The following is a 20,299-nucleotide window of genomic DNA, read 5'->3' as shown; positions in this document are numbered from 1 at the left end:
GTACGAGGCGACCGACCATGGTGGACGTCGCCGCCCTGGCCGGGGTGAGCCTGAAGACCGTCTCCCGGGTCGTCAACCAGGCACCCCACGTGCAGCCGGAGCTGGCCCAACGGGTGCTGGCCGCCGCCGCCGAGCTGGGCTTCCGTCGCAACCATCTGGCGAGCTCACTACGCTCCGGCCAGACCACCGCCACGATCGGCCTGCTCATCGAGGAGATCGCCAACCCGTTCTACGCGGCCATCGCGGGCGCGGCGGCGGAGGTCGCCCGGCTGCACCGCACGATGCTGATCATCGCCAGCTCCGAGGAGGATCCGTCCCGCGAGCAGGAGCTGCTCAGCGACCTGTGCGCGCGCCGCGTCGACGGGCTGCTCGTGGTCCCGGCCGGCGACGACCACTCGTTCCTGCACGCCGAGGTGGAGCTCGGGACCCCGGTGGTGTTCCTCGACCGGCCCGCCGGAGGTCTGCCGGCCGACACGGTGCTGCTGGACAACCGGGGCGGCGCCCGCGACGGGGTCGCCCGCCTGGTCGAGCAGGGGCACCGCCGGGTCGCCGTGCTCTTCGATTCGACCCGCGTCTACACCATGCGGGAGCGCCTGGCCGGTGCGCGCGAGGCGCTGGCGGCGGCCGGTGTGCCGGCCGACGACCGGTTGGTCCGGGACGGCGTCCGGGACCCGGCGACCGCGGCCCGGGTGGTCGGCGAACTGCTCGACGGCGACGACCCACCCACCGCCTTCTTCTGCCTCAACAACCGCATCACCCTCGGTGCGGTGGAGCAGCTCCACCGGCGCGGCGGCGACGCCGCCCTGCTCGGCTTCGACGACTTCGACGTGGCCCGGCTGCTGCCGTACCCGCTCACCGTGATCGCGTACGACACGCACCGGCTGGCGCGCACCGCCGCCGAGCTGCTGTTCCGCCGGATCGCGGGTGACCGGTCGGCGCCGCGCACCCTGCTGGTCCCCACCGAGCTGGCCGAGCGGGGCGTGCCCCGGGCCTGAAGCCGGGTCAGGCCGTCAGTAACACACCCGCGTACGACACCCCGGCGACGACCACCCACGCGCTCAGGCCCAGCGCGGCGGCTCGTCCACCGGTGCGCACCAGACCGGGCAGGTGCACGGCGCTGCCGAGCGCGAACAGCGCGGCGGTCAGCAGGATCTCCTGCCCCAGGCCCGCCCCGGCGAGCACCGTCTCGGGCAGCCAGCCGGTGCTGCGCAGGCCGATCATGACGAGGAAGCCGACGACGAACAGCGGGACGACAGCGGGCAGGCGGCCGGCCGTCTCGGCGCCGTCCGCGTCCGGGCGGCTCTGCCGGGCCCGGCGCCGCAGGCCGAGCGCCACGACGGCCACCAGTGGGGCCAGCAGCGCCACCCGCATCAACTTCACCAGGACCGCGTCACCGAGCGCCGCCGACCCGGCGGTCTGCGCGGTGGCGACGACCTGCCCCACGTCGTGCACGCTCGCCCCCACCCAGCGGCCGAACTGCACGTCGTCGAGGCCCAGGGGCTGTTGCAGCAGCGGGAGGACGGCGATGGCCAGCGTGCCGCAGAGGGTCACCAGCGCCACCGAGGCGGCGGCGTCCTCCTCGTCGCTGCGGGTCGCCGCGCTGACCGCGCCGATGGCCGAGGCGCCGCAGATCGCGTAGCCGGCGGCGATCAGCAGCGGTTGGTCGCCGCGCAGGCCGATCCGGCGGCCGAGCCACCAGGTGCCGCCGAACGTCGCGGCCACCACCGCGAGCACCATCAGCATGCTCGGCCACCCGAGCTCCCGCACGTCCTGGACGCTGAGCTTGAGCCCGAGCAGCACGATGCCGACCCGCATGAGTCGCTTGGCCGCCACGCTCAGCCCGGGTCGGGCCACCCCGCGGACACGCTCCCGGAGGCCGGGAAGGTGGGCGGCGGCGATACCCAGCACGATCGCCGCGGTCAGCGCCGGCACGGCGGGCACCACCAGGTGGACCGCCCAGGCGAGGGCGGCTCCGACGACCGCGAAGAGCAGGCCGGGCAGGAGACGCCGCGAGGCGTCCGAGGACCGCGAGCCGACCCGGCGGCCGGCCGGGCCCGCGGGGACGTGGACGGTGTCGGCCGGGGACTCCTGCGGGTGGCCGGGGCCGATCAGCGCGGTGCCGGAACCGGACGCGACGGTCACGACTCGTCGGTCCGCAGGTCGTACACCCGGCGGACGCTCGATCCGAGGCGGGAGATGTCCGCTCCGTAGATGTGCAGGGACACCGCCTTGCCGGTCCCGCCGTTCCAGACCCGGTGGATGTCGCCGGGCGGTGCGAAGCCGCAGACGTCGCCCGGACCGTTGACGACGTCCTCGGTGGCGACGAGCCGGGCCACGGCACCGTCGGAGACGAGGCGGAAGCGCCGCTCGTGCTCCTCGCCCTGGTGCACCCCAGTGACGCACCAGGCGACGTGGTCGTGGATGGCGGTCTGCTGCCCGGGCAGCCACACGAGCGCCACGATCGAGAAGCTGCCGTCGCGCTCGGCGTGCAGCAGGTGCTGGCGGTACCGGTCCGGGTCGCCCTCGTACTGCTCATCGGTGAGCAGGTCGGACGCGCCCAGGTGCGGGGCGAGCTGCTCACCGACCAGGTAGGCGGTCAGGTCGGGCGGAAGGCCCCGGTCGACCGCGGCCCGGACGTCCGTCACGAGCCGCGCGAGGCGGGAGGTGGTGGCGGGGGCGACGCGGACGGCGGCCGGAGTGGTCATGACCCCAGCCTGACCGCTCCCGACCCATCACGTCCAACAACAGTTTCTTGGCGAAACCATAGGGATTCTTATGGGTTGATGGCGTCCCGACCGGCGACGGTCACTCCGGGACGTCCTCGCCCCGGCGGCCGGCCACCGTCGCGAGGGCGTCCAGCACCTGGGCGGTGGCCGGGACGCGCAGGTGCTCGCGCAGGACATACGCCGACACCTGACGCCGCGAGGCCGGCAGGAGCGGCCGACCACGCACCTTGTCCCGCCGCAGGAAGGAGAGCGTGAGCCCGGGCATCATCGCCACCCCGAGACCCTGCGCGACGAGCGACTGGACCGCGAGGTTGTCGTCGGTGGTGAACACGATGTCGGGGGTGAACCCGAGCTGTTCGCACTCGTGCAGGAAGTTGGTGCGGCAACGCAGGCACCCGGCGATCCAGCGCTCCTCGGCGAGGTCGGCCAGCTCGACCGCGCGACGCCGGGCCATCGGGTGCCCGACGGGCAGCAGCACCGTGAGCTGGTCCTCCAGCAGCGGCACCTCCACCAGCTCGTCCGGCACCTCCTCCCGCAGGCCGGGATAGGTGAAGGCGAGCGTCAGGTCCGCCTCCCCCTGCACCACCCGCCGCAGCGAGTCGGGCGGCTCGTCCTCCAGCAACTCCACCCGGATCCCCGGGTGCTCGACGGCCAGCAGCGCCATCGCCTCGGGCACCAGCGTCGCGTTGGCGCTGGGGAACGCGCACACCCGCACCCGACCGGTACGCAGCCGCGCGATCGCCGCCATCTGCTCCCGCGCGACCGACATGCTGCCGAGGATGGTCTCCGTGTGGCGGGCCAGCGTCTCCCCCGCCTCGGTCAGCCGCAGCCGCCGGCCGACCCGGGTGAACAGCGGAGTGCCGACCTCGCGCTCCAGCGCCTTCATCTGCTGCGTGATCGCGGGCTGGGTGTAGCCGAGCGCCTGCGCAGCCGCGGAGTACGACTGGGACCGGACCACCTCGTGGAAGGTCCGGATATGGCGCGAATCGAACACCACCGGATCATAGGCTCGCCCGGAGGGGCATCGGCCACCTGCACGCGGTGAGGTGCGGCTCACGCAGCGGAGGCGACGACCCGTCGCGGCGGGCGCACACCCTCCTCTCGGCGGCTCCGCCCGGCCACTCACCCGACCGATCCGGTCGCACGGGCTGCCTATGATCCGGCGCATGGCGTTGCTGCACCGGGCGGAACTGCGCCCCACCAAACTCGAACTCCTGGCCGCCTGGCTGCCGGGCCGCCCCTGGCACCCGACGGATGCGGACGTCGGCGGGGGCCTCGACCGGGTCGCCGCGTACCGCTTCGACGACCCGGCGGGCGAGGTCGGGATCGAGACCATCCTCGTCCGGGCCGGCACCGGCCCGGTCCTGCAGGTCCCGCTGACCTACCGGGGTGCGCCGCTGGCCGGCGCCGAGCAGTGGCTCGTCGGCACCTGTGAACACTCCGTGCTGGGCCGCCGCTGGGTCTACGACGGCACCGGCGACCCGGTCTACGCGGCGGCTCTGGCCGGCGCGATCCTCGGCGGCGGCGGTCAGGCCCAGGAGTACTTCGAGGAGAACGGCCGGCGTGAGCACCGGGCGCCGAGCATGGCGATCGCCACGGACGGCCGCCAGCTCGACGTGCCGGAGATCCGCGTGGTCGACCGCGTCGAGGACGGCGACCCGACCCGGATCGTGGCCGGCCCGGTCGAGTTGACCGTGGTCCGTCGGGTCGGTGCCCACGCCGCCCTGCCGGGGCACCGGCTCACCGGGGCGTGGGACGGGCAGGCCGTCGCCGTGCCGCTGGCGTACGCTACGGCCCGCTGACGCGGGTCACCGTCGGCGAGCGGGCGCACGCGCCTAGCCCGCCGGCGGGGGCCGACCGGTGACCCGGATCACGGCGGACACGCTGTCGTCGCCGGGCGTTGGTCGGGTGTCCACAACTTTCGGCCGCCTCAGGTGGCGGGTCCGACGGTTTCGTTACCGACCGGTAGCGGCGAAGGTTGTTGACGGGGACCCCTGCCCTCAGGGAGTCCCCGTTTCGCTGTGAAGGAACCATTGGGAGGCTTGCTCGGTGTTCAGCCGCATCGCCATCGTCAACCGCGGAGAGGCCGCCATGCGGCTGATCCATGCCGTCCGCGAGCTCAACGCCGAGACCGGGTCCGCGCCGATCGAGACGGTCGCGCTCTACACCGAGGCCGAGCGCACCGCCACCTTCGTACGGGAGGCGGACGACAGCTACTGCCTGGGGCCGGCGTCGGCGCGCCCGTACCTCGACCACGCCGTGCTGGAACGCGCGCTGATCGAGACGCGGGCGGACGCCGCGTGGGTCGGCTGGGGGTTCGTCGCGGAGGACCCGGCCTTCGCCGAGCTCTGCGAGAAGATCGGCGTCACCTTCATCGGTCCGAGCGCCGAAGCGATGCGTACGCTCGGTGACAAGATCGGCGCGAAGCTGATCGCCGAGGAGGTCGGGGTCCCGGTCGCGCCGTGGAGCCGGGGCGCGGTGGAGAGCCTCGACGCGGCCAAGCGCGCGGCGGCCGGCATCGGCTACCCCCTGATGCTCAAGGCGACCGCCGGTGGTGGCGGACGGGGCATCCGGGTGGTCCGCAGCGACGAGGAGCTGACCGACGCCTACGAGCGCACCAGCCTGGAGGCCGAGCGCGCGTTCGGCAGCGGCGTCGTGTTCCTGGAGCGCCTGGTCACCGGCGCGCGGCACGTCGAGGTGCAGGTCATCGCCGACGGTCAGGGCAGCGCGTGGGCGCTGGGGGTGCGGGACTGCTCGGTGCAGCGCCGCAACCAGAAGGTCATCGAGGAGTCCGCCTCCCCCGTGCTCGCCCCCGAGCAGGTCCGGGAGCTCAAGTCGTCGGCCGAGCGGCTCGCGCTGGCGGTGAACTACTGCGGCGCGGGCACCGTCGAGTTCCTGTACCACCCGGGCGAGAAGCTCTTCGCCTTCCTGGAGGTCAACACCCGGCTGCAGGTGGAGCACCCGATCACCGAGGCCACCACGGACTTCGACCTGGTCAAGGCTCAGCTCCACGTGGCCGCCGGCGGCCGGCTCGGCGACCTGGTGCCGCGCGAGGCCGGTCACGCCGTCGAGGCGCGCCTCAACGCCGAGGACCCCGACCGGGACTTCGCGCCGGCGCCGGGGCGGATCGTGCGGCTGGCCCTGCCGGCCGGCCCGGGGATCCGGGTCGACACCGGCGTCAGCGAGGGTGACGTGATCCCCGCCGACTTCGACTCGATGATCGCCAAGATCATCGCGTACGGCCGCACCCGCGACGAGGCGCTCGGGCGGCTGCGCCGCGCGGTCGCCGAGACCACCGTCATCATCGAGGGCGGCGCGACCAACAAGAGCTTCCTGCTCGACCTGCTCGACCAGCCCGAGGTGATCGACGCCAGCGCCGACACCGGGTGGATCGACCGGGTCCGCGCGCAGGGCCGCCTGGTGTCCTGCCGGCACTCCGGCATCGCGCTGGCCGCGGCCGCGATCGAGGCGTACGAGGACGAGGCGCTCGTCGAGCGGCAGCGGCTGCTGTCGACCGCGCACGGCGGTCGTCCCCAGGTGCAGCACGAGAGCAACCGGCCGATCGACCTGAAGCTGCGCGGTGCGAGCTACCGGGTGATCGTCGCGCAGACCGCGCCGCACCGGTTCCGGGTCTGCATCGGCACGGCGCCGGCCGTGGACGTGGAGCTGGACCGGTTCGACGAGCACACCGGCCGGATCGTGGTCAACGGCCGACGGCACCGGCTGGTGACCGACACGCACGGGCCGATCCACCTGGTCGAGGTGGACGGCGTCACGCACCGGGTCAGCCACGACGAGGGTGGCGTGCTGCGCTCCCCCGCCCCCGCGCTGGTCGTCGCCACCCCGCTGGAGGCCGGTGACGAGGTGGAGGCCGGCGCGCCCGTGCTCGTCCTGGAGAGCATGAAGATGGAGACCGTGCTTCGCGCGCCGTTCCGCGCGAAGCTGAAGGAACGTCTGGTCTCCGTCGGCAGCCAGGTGGAGACCGGCGCGCCGCTGCTGCGCCTGGAGCCGGTCGGTGAGCAGAGCGCGGGCGAGGCGGCCCAGACCGAGGCCGTCGACCTCGACCTGCCGCCGGAGCCGACCGGCCTGTCCGCCGAGGCCCGCGTCGCGCGCGGCATCGCCGACCTGCGCAGCCTGCTGCTCGGCTACGACCGCGACCCGCACGACGAGCGTCGGGCCCTCTCCGGTTACCTGGCCGCCCGGGCGGAGCTCGGCCACCGTCCGCTGGAGGAGGAGGTCGGGCTGCTGCAGGTCTTCGCGGACCTGTCCGAGCTCACCCGCAACCGGCCGGCCGGTGAGGAGACCAGGGCCGACAACCGGGTGCACAGCCCGCGCGAGTACTTCCACACGTACCTGCAGAGCCTCGACGTCGAGCGCGCCGGCCTGTCGGACACCTTCCGCGCCCGGCTCGCCCGGGTGCTCGCCCACTACGGCGTGGAGGACTTCGAGCGCACGCCGGCGCTGGAGGAGGCGGTCTTCCGCATCTTCCTCGCGCAGCAGCGGGCGTCGGCCGACGTCTCGGTGATCGTCACGTTCCTGCAGCGGTGGCTGACCGAGCCGCTGCCGCACGACGGTCTGCGCGAGCTGGTCGGCCAGGCGCTGGAGCACCTGATCTTCGCCACCCAGCTCCGGTTCCCGGTCGTCGGCGACCTGGCCCGCAGCATCGTGTTCCGCTGGGCCGCCCAGCCGATGCTGCGCCGCAAGCGCGCCGAGGTGTACGCCGACGTCCGTGGCCACCTGCGTCACCTCGACGAGCACCCCGACGCGCCGGACCGCGCCGAGCGGATCGCCAAGATGGTCGCGTCGCCGGAGCCGCTGGTCCGGCTGCTCGGTCAGCGCATCGGCAAGCCGGGCGCCGACCACGGGCCCATGCTCGAGGTGCTCAGCCGCCGCTACTACGGCAACCGGGGCGCCAGCGACGCGCAAACCGTCGACGTCGCCGGCCAGTCGTTCTTCACCGCCGGGTACGACCGCGACGGCGAGCGCTTCCGGCTGGTCGCGGCCGCCGCCGACGTCACCGACCTGCCGGCGACGCTGGAGCGGGTCGCCCAGCTGGCCGGGCCGGACACCGTCGCCGACGTGTACCTGACCTGGGCCGACCAGCCCGACGTGGACACCATGGCCGCGACTCTGCGGGACGTCCTCGACCGCGCGGGGCTGCTGGACGTCCTCCAGCGGGTGACGATGTCGGTGGCCGGGGTGACCGGCACCGCGATGCACCACCACTTCACCTACCGCCCCGGGCAGGGCGAGGACCGGGTCATCCGCGGGCTGCACCCGCTGATCGCCCAGCGCCTTCAGCTGCCGCGGCTGCGTCACTTCGACCTGACCCGGCTGCCCTCCGCCGACGAGGAGGTCTACGTCTTCCACTGCGTCAACCCGGACAACCCGGCCGACGAGCGGTTGGCGGCCATGGCGCAGGTCCGCGACCTGACGCCGCTGCGCGACACCGACGGGCGGATCCTCGCCCTGCCGGCCGCCGAGGGCGCGCTGGACGCCTGCCTCGACGCGATCCGGAAGGTGCAGGCGCAGCGGCCGGCGAAGAAGCGGTTCGATACCAACCGGATCACCATCTACGCGTGGCCGCCGAGCGAGCTGACCGTGGAGGAGCTGAACGCGGTGGCGCAGCGGGTCCTGCCGAGGACGGCGGGCGCCGGCCTGGAGGAGGTCCTCTTCCTCGGCCGCCAGCGCGACGCGGTCACCGGTGAGCTCACCGACATCGCGGTGAAGATCTCCTACGAGACCGGTATGCGGGTGTCGGTGACCCAGCCGACGGCCGAGCCGGTGCAGCCGCTCGACGACTACCGGCAGAAGGTGCTGGCCGCGCGGCGGCGGGGCACGACGTACCCGTACGAGCTGACCGACATGCTGGCCGGTCAGGGCGGCACGTTCACCGAGTACGACCTCGACGAGGCCGGCGAGCTGACCCCGGTGCGGCGGCCGAAGGGGCAGAACCGGGCCGGCATCGTCGTCGGGTTGGTGAGCACGCCGACCGAGCGGTACCCCGAGGGCGTCACCCGGGTGGCGTTGTTCGGCGACCCGACCAAGGCGTTGGGCGCGCTGGCCGAGCCGGAGTGCGCGCGGGTGATCGCCGCCCTCGACCTGGCCGAGCGGATGGGCGTGCCGGTGGACTGGTTCGCGCTGTCCGCCGGTGCCCGGATCGCGATGACCTCCGGCACCGAGAACATGGACTGGGTGGCGGCCGCGCTCAAGCGGATCGTGGAGTTCACCCAGGCCGGCCGTGAGATCAACATCGTGGTCGCCGGGATCACCGTGGGCGCGCAGCCGTACTGGAACGCCGAGGCCACGATGCTCATGCACACCAAGGGCATCCTGGTGATGACCCCGGAGTCGGCGATGGTGCTGACCGGGAAGCAGTCGCTGGACTTCTCCGGCGGGGTGTCCGCCGAGGACAACTTCGGCATCGGCGGCTACGACCGGGTGATGGGTCCCAACGGGCAGGCCCAGTACTGGGCACCGGACCTGCGGGGCGCGCGCGACGTGCTGATGGCGCACTACGACCACACGTACGTTCTGCCCGGTGAGGCCGGTCCGCGTCGCGCGGTCACGGCCGACCCGGTCGACCGGGACATCTCCGACTACCCGCACACCGTGCCGGACAGCGACTTCGCCACCGTCGGGGAGATCTTCTCCCGGGAGCGCAACCCCGACCGGAAGAAGCCGTTCGACATCCGTACGGTGATGCGGGCCCTCGCCGACCAGGACCACGCGGTCCTGGAGCGGTGGGCGGGCATGGCCGACGCCGAGACCGTGGTCGTGCAGGACGTGCACCTCGGCGGCATCCCGGTGTGCCTGCTCGGCGTCGAGTCCCGGTCGGTGCCCCGGCGCGGCTTCCCGCCCACCGACGGCCCGGACACCTACACGGCCGGCACGCTGTTCCCGCGCTCGTCGAAGAAGGCCGCGCGGGCGATCAACGCGGCCAGCGGGAACCGGCCGCTGGTGGTGCTGGCGAACCTGTCCGGGTTCGACGGTTCGCCGGAGTCGATGCGGCAGCTGCAGCTGGAGTACGGCGCGGAGATCGGCCGGGCGATCGTGAACTTCGAGGGCCCGATCGTGTTCTGCGTGATCTCGCGGTACCACGGCGGCGCGTTCGTGGTGTTCTCCAAGGCGCTCAACCCGAACATGACGGTGCTGGCCGTGGAGGGGTCGTTCGCGTCCGTCCTCGGTGGAGCGCCGGCGGCGGCCGTGGTGTTCGCCGGTGACGTCAACGCGCGTACGGCGAAGGACCCGCGGGTGGCGGAGCTTCAGGCGCGGGTCGCGGCGGCCGGCGACGGCGAGCGGGCCGCGCTGGTCACCCAGCTGATGGACGTCCGGGCCACGGTCCGGGCCGAGAAGCTGGGCGAGGTGGCCGCCGAGTTCGACGGCGTGCACAGCATCCAGCGGGCCGTCGAGGTGGGCTCGGTGGACGCCATCGTGCGGCCGGAGAAGCTGCGTCCGCAGATCATCGCAGCCGTCGAGCGGGGCCTGTCCCGCACCTGACGCCGTCGGTGGGCCACCCCGCCCTACCGGTTCCGACTGAGGCCGGTGTCACCCCGATCCGCTCGGGGTGACACCGGCCTTTCGCCGTGGTCGGGCCCGGTCACCCCGCCAGCACGAGCTCACGCAGCCGGCGGTCGAGTTCGGTGGCGTCCACCCCGCCCGGCCAGCCCCGCAGCAGCGCGCCGCCCTTGGCGACGACCACCACGGCCGGGGGTTCGCGGACGGCGTACGACCGCCAGATCGCACCGTCCCCGTCGACCACGACGGGATGCTCCACCCGGTGCTCCCGCAGGTACGTCTGCAGGTCCTCCGCCGTGTCCTCGGTGTTCACCCCGACGAAGACGACCCGGTCCCGGTAGGTGCGGGCCAGCTCGCTCAGCGCGTCCTGCCGCTGCGCGCAGAGCGCGCACCACGAGGTGAAGAAGGTCAGCACGACGGGCCGGGTGGCCCACAGATCCGCGAGGGCGACGGGGCTGCCGTCGGTGAGGGTGCCGGTGACGGCCGGCGCGCCGGGTGCCCCGGTGGGGGCCGGCCGCAGGGCGAGCCCGGCGGGTGCCGGGCCGGGCAGCGCGGCGGCGCCGCCGGCGAGCGGTCGGGGGTCCGCGGGGGCGTCGCCGCCGCTGCACGCGGTCGCGGTGAGCACGCCGAGCAGCGCCAGGACGGCGGCCCCGCGGCGTACCCGGCGGCGGGCGGTCATGACGGCACCACCGCGACGAGCGCGGGGCCCTCGGTGTCGTTCGGGGTGAGGGCGATCGGCGGGTGGCCGTCGACCACCAGCCGGTACGCGTCCCGGTCGGCCACCGTGACCGGCACAGCGAACTCGCAGTACGTGGGCACCCGCTCGACCTCCAGGTCCTCCTCGAACGTCGGCACGGACCGCCCCGCCGGCAGCGCCCCCTGGGCGAGGGTCCGGCCGGCGGCGTCGATCACCTGGAACGGTGACCGGTTGTGCAGGTGCGTGTAGGGGCCGGTGCCGGCGCACTCCACGCCGACCGGCCGAATGTTGATGTCCCGCACGAGGACCCGCACGGTGGTCGCCGCGCGGGCCTCCTCGGCGTCGTCGGGGTCACCGCACGCGGTCAGCGCAGCGGTGAGCAGCGACGGCAGCGTCAGCACCGCCAGCAGGCGCCGCATCTGTCCTCCCAGGTGGTCGAAGGCCCGGGGCGGTGGGCGGGACCCACCGCCCCGGGCCGGGGCGGAACCTCAGCCGAGCAGCGCGCGGGGCCGCTCGACCCGGCACTGCGCCGTGACGGTCTTGCTGGGGTCGCTCTCGGAGGTGGCGGTGAGCGTCACCTGGGTGGTGGCGCTCGCCGTGCGACTCGCGCCCACCGACACGTCGACCGTGGTCGTGCCGCCGAACCGGGCCGTGGCCAGCTCGTTGGGCAGCTCGACCCGCCAGCCCGTGCCGCCGACGCTGGCGGAGAGGCGGTACACGTCGGAGGTCAGGTACGCCGAGGCGTCCTCCGGGTGCCCCTGCTCGCCGGCCACGTACCGACCCTGGTTGGTCAGGTCGAACGTGCAGGTCGCGCCCTTACCGGTCGGCTTGCCCCGGGTGACGAGCTTGCCCTTGGACAGCGCCACACCGTGCGCGCTGGGACCGGCGCCGTCGAGCGAGCGGACCGCGACCGTGTACGACAGCACGCCCTGACTGTCCCGGCGGAGGTTCAGCACGTAGAAGTGCAGCCGGTTGGCCTCGTCCACGTACTCGTACTCACTGCCGGAGTTGGCGCCCGCGTGGAACAGCGCGTCGGACAGCTGCCGGTAGTCCCCCATGGTGATCTTCTGCGGGGTGCCGTTCGGCTGGTAGAAGTCCACCATGTCGATGTCCTGCGGGTTGGCGTCGACGACCCAGGCGAACGGTGCGCTGTCGGCGTTCTTCGTCTTGCTGATCAGCACGCCGTTGTCCGGGGTGAACGAGTCCGCGCCCATCCGGTCGACGACCTCGAGCGTGTAGTTGTTGTAGCGGCCGCCGTCGCAGAGCGGGTCGGTGGTCACGTTGCAGGCCGGCGCGCGGTCGGCGTCCATGGCGATGTTGATGCCGGTCAGGCCATCCGGTCCGGCGTCGACCGCGCGGGCGGTGACGTCGGCGACGACCATCCCGGACGTGGCGAGCGCCTCCCGCGACAGCCGCAGGACGTGCTCCTCGCCGAGCAGCCCGATCTTCATCTTGTCCCGCAGCACGTGCAGCGATCCCATCGAACCGCCGTTGACCGGCGGGATCTGCCAGCGGGTGTGCGGCCCGCCCGGGCCGTTGAAGGAGCCGCGCGACATCATGCTCCAGATGCCGGTGTACGCGCGCCGCAGCGGTGTGCCGTACGGGTTGTTGTAGTTGTCGCCGATGCTCAGCAGATGGCTCAGCTCATGGGCGTAGACGCCCATGCCGGAGCTCTCCGCCTGCGTCGACGAGCCACCACCGGCGTTCGGCCAGATCGTGGCGGCGGCCTTCCAGGACGTCCACTCGACGTACCGGGTCCGGGCGTAGTTGGGCAGGGCCGGGTCCGGTGGCCCCCACGCGTCCGGGACGTCCTCCTTGGTCTGGAACATCATCTGGCCGAACTCCTGCCAGGTGGACGACTCGTCCTGGCCGGCGGAGAGGATGAAGACCAGTTCGAAGCTGTCGGCGACCTCTTCACCGACGGCCGCCCGCCAGGCGCCCAGGCCGTCGGTGCGGATGTTCTTCGCGCACGTCTCGCCGGCCGGGCAGGCGCCGGGGTTGAAGCCGTTGTCGATGCCGTACTGGTAGGACTTCGCCGGCATCTCGTACGGCCCGAAGCCGGTGAGGTCAACGCCGTAGCGCCCGTTGGAGTCCTGCATCCAGTACTCGTGCAGGGTGTGCCCGCGGTTGAGCTGCCCCGGCTTGTTGAGGAAGTCCTGGTAGAACTGCGCGACCTCGCCCCGCGGCACGTTCGAGGCGGTCGCCTGCGGGTTGCCGAAGACCGTCGAGCCCGGCGGCTGGGTGACGACGAAGGGCTGGTCCGGATAGTCGAGCGTGACCAGCGCGATCTTGAAGTTGCGGACCGATCCGCGCACGGTCGGGTCGGCCCAGTTCTTGCCGGGCACCGGGACGTAGTCGTCCCAGGTCATGGTGTCCGGGTTCTGCCAGTCCTGCGGGTCGAGCACCTGGAACGGGGCGGGCCCGTCCGGTGGATGGGGGTGGCCCGGTGCGGCGGTGGCCGGCCCGGCCGAGGCGGAGGTGACCAGGACGGTCACGACCGCGGCGGCCAGCACCGAGCGCCACGCCGCGCGCCTGGTGGTCAGAGGGTGCATCGAGTCACCTCTCAGGTTGGGGAGGCTCTGAGGGGGACGACCGGGGTCGGCAGCGCTCGCCGCCCCCATGATCGCCTGTCGATGAATCTAGGAGCCGGCCCGCGTCGCGGTCACCGTGCATCTGTCGGCAGGTGGACGGGCGCCGCGTCCGACACCTGTAGGACGCACGGCGCTACGCCGGTCGCGGACCCCGCGGCCGTACGCGCGAGGGCCTGCTCCGCCGCGCGGCGGAGCAGGCCCACAGGTGGATGACGCCGCCGCAGCGGCGGGGATCAGCGACCGCCCCGGCGGTCAGCGCTTGGGGCGGAGGGTGTCGACCCGGGCGACGGCCTGGTCGATGCGTGCCTGGCTCAGCTTGCCGCTGCGGACCAGCCCGGTCACCACGTCCAGCGTCCGGTCGACGACGTCCGGCTCGTAGACCTGCTGGTTGGCGAAGACGAGCAGGTCGACGCCGGCCTGCAGCGCCAGGTGCACGGCCTCGGCGGAGCCAAAGCGGCGCGTGATCGCGACCGCCTGCATGTCGTCGCTGACCACCGGGCCCTGAAAGCCGAGCTCGCCGCGGAGCAGATCCGTGATGACCTTCGGTGACAGCGACGCGGGCCGGTTCGGATCCAGCTGTTTGTTGAGCACGTGCGCCGCCAGCACCGAGTCCGCCAGGCCGGCCCGGATCAGTCGCCGGAACGGCTCCAGCTCGACGGGCCGCCAGGTGGAGGTGACGTCGACGACCTCGAAGTCGGTGTTGCCCGCGGCGCTTCCGATGCCCGGGAAGTGCTTGATGGAGGTTTTGACGCCGGCGGCCCGGTGGGCGTGGATCTCCTCGGTGGCGTTGCTGACCACGACGTCCGGCTGTGCGGAGAAGCTGCGGTCGAGTGCGCCGATCGCCCGGCTCCGCGGGTCGATGTTCAGGTCGACGACGGGTGCGTAGTTGAGGGTGACCCCGACCCGGGTGAGGCTCTCGACCAGCCCTCGGGCCCACTCGCGGGTCGCCGGTGGCGAGTTCTCGGCGCCGATCTCGGCCTCCGACCGGGTGGCGGGGAAACCGTTGCTCGGGTTGAGCCGCGCCGTCCGTCCGCCCTCCTGGTCGATCGAGACGATCAGTGGGCCCGGCGCGGCGTTCTTGAGGTCCCGGACCAGCGCGGTGACCTGTTGGGGGGAGCGGATGTTGCGTGCGGCGTCGGTCTCCAGGTCGCGGTCGAAGAGGATCACCCCGCCGAGACCCCCGCGGACGGCCCGGACGATCCAGTCGTCGCGGGTGACCCGGTCGCCGCGGAAGCCCACCACGAGCAGGCTCGCGACCTTCCGCCGGAGCGCGGCCGCGTCCGGCGTGCCGCTGCCCGCTCCGCTCGTCGGGCGCGCGGTGGGCATGGTGGAGCGCGTTGCCTGGCACGCGGTGAGCGCGGCCAGGGCGGCCGAGCCGGCCCCGGTGAGCAGCAGCCGACGAGGCAGGCGCACTCTGTCCACGCCTGAACGCTACGGGCAGCGAGAGGCTCGGGGGTGCGCGAACGCGAACGCCTCACCCCTTCGGTGGCGGTGGGTCCAGGCTCTCCCGCCCCGTCCAGACGGAAGGGCCTGCTCCGCCGCGCGGCGGAGCAGGCCCTTCCGTCGGCGCGGTGGCCGACCAGTGGCCGTCAGGCCGTCGCCACCCCGAAGAGGTGGATGACGCCGTTGCCCTGGGTGGCGGCCGGCAGCGTCAGGCTGGCGAGCCGCTTGCCCGGCTGCAGGTCGATGGGCGCGGTCGCGAAGACGTACGTCGCCACCGGGTCGATCCCGTAGCCCATCTGGTCGCGGTAGGCGGTGTGCACCGCCGTCACGTTGCCGAACGACGGCTGGTCGAATCCGCCGCCCAACGTCCAGTCGCTGAAGCCGATCACCGCCTGCTGGGTGGTGCCGTCGGTGTACGTCAGCGTCACCGTGCCGCTCGCGGTGCCGAACGCGGCGCTGCCCAGCAGGCTCAGCCTGGTGTCACCCTCGGCCGCCTGGACGCTGAGCACCTGACCGCCACCGCCGACCAGGATGTTGTCCGCGTCACCGGGCGCCGCGTTCGGCCAGGTGAAGTCGAACCCGTTGACCGAGACCGTGGAGCCCGGCGTCACTCCGACGGCTTCGAGCGCCTTGGCGGAGTAGCTCCACCCGGCGGTGTCGAAGTTGGCCTGCGGGTTGGTGTCGTCGGCCGAGATGCCGTTGTTGTTCGCGTTCCACAGCACACTGTCCTTGACGGCGACCGTCACCGGCAGCGTGACCGTGGGCAGGGCCGCGCCGGAGGTGGTGGTGGCGGTCACCGTCACGGTGTACGCACCGGGCTTGACGTCGGCCGCCGCCGAGATGGTGAGCTCCTTGCCGCCCGACCCGTCGCCGGTCAGTGGGTACTCACCCTGGGCGGGGGTGACGGTCAGCCCGGCCGGCGCGCTGACCTTCCAGCGCACCGTGGCGGGGGTGTCGGTGAGCGCCTGGACCTGGTACGTCACACCCGAGGTGTGGCCCGGCTCCACCTTCAGCACCTGCGGGCTCGCACCGGTCAGGTACGGCTGCCGCCCGTCGCCGTAGGAGGGTGGGGCGTCGGCGGGCGCGCTGCCCCACGACGTGTTCGGCTTGTCGCCGAGCACGAAGTCGACGGTGCCGCCCTTGGTGACGAGGGTGTCGGGGACCCAGCTCCGGGTCGACTTCTTGCCGTTCACCTTGACCGACTGGATGTACGTGTTGCGGGCCGAGGCGTCCGGAGCGTTGACCGTGATCTTACGGCCGTGGCCGGCCTCGATCACCGCGCGCGGGAAGAGCGGCGCGGAGAGCACCAGGTCGGCGCGGCTCGGGTTCTGCGGGTACATGCCCAGCGCGGAGAAGACGTACCACGAGGACATGGTGCCGGCGTCGTCGTTGCCCGGGATGCCGCCGGGGGTGTTGCTCCAGAGCTGGTCCATCACCGCGCGGACCGTCTCCTGCGTCTTGTGGGGCACGCCGAGGTAGTTGTAGAGGTACGGCGCGTTCATGTCCGGTTCGTTGGTGGGGTCGTACCGGGTGTGGTCGCGGGCCGAGAAGTCGAAGGTGCCGTCCGAGGTGCGGAAGAAGGCGTCGAGCCGCTTCTCCGCCGCCTTGTTGCCGCCCATCGCGCGGGCCAGACCGGCCACGTCGGAGTAGACCATCCAGGTGTAGCGGGCGCTGCTGCCCTCGACGAACCCGCTCTCGGTGGCCGGGGTGAAGGTGCGGTCCGCCCACGTGCCGTCGGACTTGCGGGAGCGCATGTAGCCGCCCTGCGCGGTAGCGGTCACGTCGAAGACGTTGCTCCAGTTGCCCGACCGCTGGAGGAAGGTCCGCTGGTTCGCCCGGTCGCCCACCTGCCCGGCGAGCTCGGCGAGGGCGAAGTCGGCGACCGCGTCCTCCAGCGTCTCGGCCGCGCCGCCCCAGCAGGAGCAGCCGTCGGCCGGGACGTAGCCCAGCTTCAGGTACTTGTCGAGGGCGGGACGCTGACCGACGCACGCCACGTTGCAGCCGGCGCTGTCGGAGTCGTTCGCGGTCGGCACGGTCGCGGCGGTGATCAGCGAACGAAGGGCGCCCTTGACGTCGAAGTCCCGCCCGCCGAAGGCGTAGATGCCGGCGAGCGCCGGGGCCGACGGGTCACCGGACATGACGCTCGTCTTGCCGTGCTGCAGCAGCCAGCGGTCCCATTCACCGCCACGCTGGTTGGCGTAGTTGAACAGGGACTGCGCGTAGTCGCTGCCCGCCTTCGGGTTGATCAGCGTCATCAGCTGCACCTGGGCGCGGTACTGGTCCCAGCCGGAGAAGGTGCCGTACTGGGCCTGCTGGCCCTTGGCCAACCGGTGGGCCTCGCCGTCGGCGCCGACGTAGCGGCCGTCCACGTCATTGGTGAGCGTGGGCTCCAGCATGGAGTGGTAGAGCGCGGTGTAGAAGGTGCTGAGCTGGTCGGTGGTGCCGCCAGCAACCTTGATCTTGCCGAGCTCGCGCCGCCATTCCGCCGTGGCCTCCGACCGGACGGCGTCGAAGGTCTTGTTCTGCGGGTTCTCCGCCCGCAGGTTCGCTTCGGCGTTCTCCAGGCTGACGTAGGAGATGGCCACCTTGACGCCGACCTTGCTGGTGCCCTGCGCGAAGGTGACGTAGCCGCCGGAGCCCTTGCCCGGCACCGGGTTGCCGTTGTCGAGGCCGGTGCCGCCCGAAGCGGTCGCGGCGCCCGGCGTCACGGTGCCGTCCTGCCAGGTGCCGAAGCCGGCGAAGGGCTGGTCGAAGTGCGCGGTGAAGTGCAGCGTGTAGAGGGACTTGCGGTTGTTCGGGCTGTGCGGGCCGCAGAAGTTGCCGGCGGTGACCGAACCGGTGACGGTCCGGTTCGCGGCGTCCACCCGAACGGTGGCGTCGGTGCTGCCGGTCTCGGAGTTGGCGGTGCGGAAGAGCATGCTGGCGGGCTTGTCGGCCGGGAAGCCGAACCGGCCCGAGCCGGTGCGGGCGGTGCTGGTCAGCTCCGCCGACGCGCCGCTGTCGAGGGCCACCCGGTAGTACCCGGCGCGGGCCGTCTCGTTGTCGTGGGAGAAACCGCTCGCGTACGTCGCGTCGGCGATGTCGACGGTCGGCGAGGTGGCGACCTCACCCACGTACGGCATGATCGGGATGTCGCCGGCGCCTCCGTTGCAGCCGACGCCGTTGAGGTGGGTGAGGCTGAACCCGCGGATCCGGGTCGCGCCGTACTCGTAGCCACCGGGCGCGGGGGTCGAGACCTGGTTGCCCCGGGTGGTCTGCGGGCTCCAGGCCAGCATGCCGAAGGGGCGCACCGCCCCGGGGTAGGTGTTGCCCAGGTTCGTGGAGCCGATCAGCGGATTGACGTACGCGGCCGGGTCGGTGACCAGCCGCGGGGCGGGGGCGGCCGACGCGGGTGAACCCGCGGCCACCGCCGCGAGCGCGGCCACGGCGGTGGCCGCGATGCCGGCGAGGCTTCGGCGTCTTGCGCTGTGCGCCAGGCGCGCCGTTCGTTCTGACAAGGAATTTGCCCTTCGGTTGACGGACCGGGTGCGGAGGAGCCCGACGGCGAGAACCGCCGGGCTTCCTTCAGGACGGACCCGCACTCGGCTATGACAACGTTGTCTCAACGACCAGAAGGGATGCTCGTCCCTTGCCGAAGGCATGTCAAGATCGCGCGGAGCGCGACTTGCCGCTCCGCTCAGGATGATCGGCCGGCCGGCGCGTCGTCGGCCGGGACCGTCGTCGCCGCCGCGCCCCGGCCGGCCGCCGACGCCGCGGTGCGCCGAATCATGCGGGGCGTCACCCGCCGGTAGGCGGCCGGATCCACCGGCAGCAGCCACTGCCGAGCCCGGGTCAGCGGGCCGACGTTGAGCCCGAGTTCGTCGAGCACCTCGTCGATGTTGTGCATCGAGAACGGAATGATGTTGGTGCCACGGGCGTGGTGCCCGGCGGTCCGCTCCTGCATCCAGGCCAGCCGCGCACACACCTGCTCCCGCATCTGCACGGCGGGCGGCAGGTCGACCCCTCCCCGCAGGTACGCGGCGATCCACACCGCCGCCATCTCCGCGCTCAACGGGCTGAAGAACGAGGAGTTGTAGCCGGCGAACGTCAGGTGCGGGACGTCGATCGGCAGGATCTGCCGATGCAGCAGGAAGTTACCCGACCCGTCCTGCAGCCGGGCGTGCAGCGCCGGGTCGAGAAAGGGCACGTGCTGCCGGAAGCCGGTGCCGCAGATCACCAGGTCGGCCGGGAGCACCGTACCGTCGCGCAGGCGCGCCGCCGGTCGTCCACCGTCGACCAGAAGCTCCTCGACGACGGTGTCGCGGTGCACGGCGATCCGCCCCGCCGCGACCCGATCGGAGAAGCCCTCCGTGGCGAGGCTGACGGTGCTGCGGGCGATGTCCGAGAAGGTCCCGTGCGGCACGAGTCCGAGCTCGCGCAGCTTGAGCTGCCTGGTGGCGGCAGCACCGACGCTGCGCAGCATCGCCTGCCGTACGCGGTCACCGGGGCCGTGCAGGAACCGCTCGACACCCCGCAGGGTGACGTACCGGAACAGCCCCTCGCCCATGCGCGTGAGCAGCAGGTACTTGTAGTTGACCGGGCCGAGCTTGCGCGGCATCTTCCAGAGCAGCTCGCGGGCGACGAGGTGGGTCCGCGCGGCGACGTCGCTGACCGGCACCGCCACGTCGCAGGACGACTTGCCGTGCCCCACGACGACGACGTGCCGGTCCCGGACCGTCGCCAGGTCGTGCAGCTCACCGGTGGCCAGGACCCGTCCGCCCGCGGCGACGAACCCGTCCCGGCCCGGGAAGGCCGGGATGTTCGGCTCGGAGAAGATGCCGTTCGCGACGGTGAGGTGGTCGTACCGTTCCCAGGTCGGCGGCTCGTCGCTCCCGGCCGGCCGGGACCCGATCCGCCACGCCGTCTCGCCGTCCACGAGCTCGGCGCAGACGACCTCGGTGGCGAGGCGCAGCGTCGGGCCGAGCCCGAACGTCTCCACGTAGCTCTCCAGGTACCGCTGGACCTGCTCACCGCTCAACCACTGCGGATAGTGCCGGGGCATGCGCAGGTCGGAGAGGTGGTAGGTGCCCTTGTCGTTCTGGGTCAGCAGGCCGGGGTACCGCCGGGTACGGCTCCACACACCTCCGACGTCGGGGGCCTTCTCGTAGACGGTCACGTCGAAGCCGCTCTGCCGCAGCACCTTGGCCGCGCTGAGTCCACCGAATCCGGCGCCGACGACCGCGATCCTCATGACGACCTCCAGGCAGGTGACGACTGACGCGACCGCGGCGCTCCCGCGGCCGTGTCCGTACGGTAGGGGCACCTCGACGGCGCCGCTATCCGTC

12 protein-coding genes are annotated in these 20,299 nt (G+C 72.8%); 3 read left to right on the top strand and 9 right to left on the bottom strand.

The features are described 5' to 3' along the window. Window positions 1–17 precede the first annotated feature (17 nt). The gene (locus ACIBTV_RS05660; protein WP_396702880.1) at window positions 18–995 is read left to right on the top strand and encodes a LacI family DNA-binding transcriptional regulator; all 978 of its coding nucleotides are present in this window, start codon (window positions 18–20) and stop codon (window positions 993–995) included. A 7-nt stretch (window positions 996–1,002) separates the two neighbouring features. On the opposite strand, the gene ACIBTV_RS05655 is transcribed toward ACIBTV_RS05660, so the two are convergent. From ACIBTV_RS05655 to ACIBTV_RS05645, 3 genes are all read right to left on the bottom strand, one after another. Next, window positions 1,003–2,142 carry a YeiH family protein gene (locus ACIBTV_RS05655; protein WP_396702745.1) on the bottom strand — a complete coding sequence of 380 codons (1,140 nt, stop codon included), beginning with the start codon at window positions 2,140–2,142 and terminating at the stop codon, window positions 1,003–1,005. Then, complete coding sequence (locus ACIBTV_RS05650) at window positions 2,139–2,705, bottom strand: hypothetical protein (protein WP_396702743.1); 567 nt, start codon at window positions 2,703–2,705, stop codon at window positions 2,139–2,141. Before ACIBTV_RS05650 ends, ACIBTV_RS05655 begins: the two co-directional genes overlap by 4 nt. 100 nt (window positions 2,706–2,805) lie before the next feature. Then, on the bottom strand, window positions 2,806–3,720 hold the full coding sequence (locus ACIBTV_RS05645; protein WP_396702742.1) for a LysR family transcriptional regulator: 915 nt from the start codon (window positions 3,718–3,720) through the stop codon (window positions 2,806–2,808). Window positions 3,721–3,892: 172 nt separating this feature from the next. On the opposite strand from ACIBTV_RS05645, the gene ACIBTV_RS05640 reads away from it, so the two are divergent. Then, window positions 3,893–4,528: a hypothetical protein gene (locus tag ACIBTV_RS05640; protein WP_396702740.1), complete on the top strand. Its 636-nt coding sequence runs from the start codon at window positions 3,893–3,895 to the stop codon at window positions 4,526–4,528. A 247-nt stretch (window positions 4,529–4,775) separates the two neighbouring features. Continuing rightward, complete coding sequence (locus tag ACIBTV_RS05635) at window positions 4,776–10,226, top strand: carboxyl transferase domain-containing protein (protein WP_396702738.1); 5,451 nt, start codon at window positions 4,776–4,778, stop codon at window positions 10,224–10,226. Between the two features lie 100 nt (window positions 10,227–10,326). Here ACIBTV_RS05635 and ACIBTV_RS05630 read toward each other — a convergent pair whose 3' ends face one another. The 6 genes from ACIBTV_RS05630 to ACIBTV_RS05605 all read right to left on the bottom strand — a co-directional run bounded on the left by ACIBTV_RS05630 (window position 10,327) and on the right by ACIBTV_RS05605 (window position 20,205). After that, on the bottom strand, window positions 10,327–10,923 hold the full coding sequence (locus ACIBTV_RS05630; RefSeq protein ID WP_396702736.1) for a TlpA family protein disulfide reductase: 597 nt from the start codon (window positions 10,921–10,923) through the stop codon (window positions 10,327–10,329). Beyond that, the gene (locus ACIBTV_RS05625) at window positions 10,920–11,360 is read right to left on the bottom strand and encodes a hypothetical protein (protein WP_396702734.1); all 441 of its coding nucleotides are present in this window, start codon (window positions 11,358–11,360) and stop codon (window positions 10,920–10,922) included. Before ACIBTV_RS05625 ends, ACIBTV_RS05630 begins: the two co-directional genes overlap by 4 nt. Before the next feature lie 69 nt (window positions 11,361–11,429). Next, window positions 11,430–13,493, bottom strand: a complete 2,064-nt coding sequence (locus ACIBTV_RS05620; RefSeq protein ID WP_396702732.1) for a M6 family metalloprotease domain-containing protein — start codon at window positions 13,491–13,493, stop codon at window positions 11,430–11,432. A gap of 291 nt (window positions 13,494–13,784) precedes the next feature. Further along, a complete protein-coding gene (locus tag ACIBTV_RS05615) occupies window positions 13,785–14,954 on the bottom strand; it encodes a glycoside hydrolase family 3 N-terminal domain-containing protein (protein WP_396702730.1) in 1,170 nt (389 codons plus the stop codon). 167 nt (window positions 14,955–15,121) lie between these two features. Next, complete coding sequence (locus ACIBTV_RS05610; protein ID WP_396702728.1) at window positions 15,122–18,472, bottom strand: GH92 family glycosyl hydrolase; 3,351 nt, start codon at window positions 18,470–18,472, stop codon at window positions 15,122–15,124. Between the two features lie 179 nt (window positions 18,473–18,651). Then, a complete protein-coding gene (locus tag ACIBTV_RS05605; protein ID WP_396702726.1) occupies window positions 18,652–20,205 on the bottom strand; it encodes a flavin-containing monooxygenase in 1,554 nt (517 codons plus the stop codon). Window positions 20,206–20,299 lie beyond the last annotated feature (94 nt).

Origin of the sequence: Micromonospora sp. NPDC049366 (assembly GCF_044466625.1) — a bacterium.
GTDB lineage: Bacteria > Actinomycetota > Actinomycetes > Mycobacteriales > Micromonosporaceae > Micromonospora.
The sequence above is the reverse complement of the archived record's forward strand: the minus strand, read 5'-3'. Positions and strand labels throughout refer to the sequence as shown.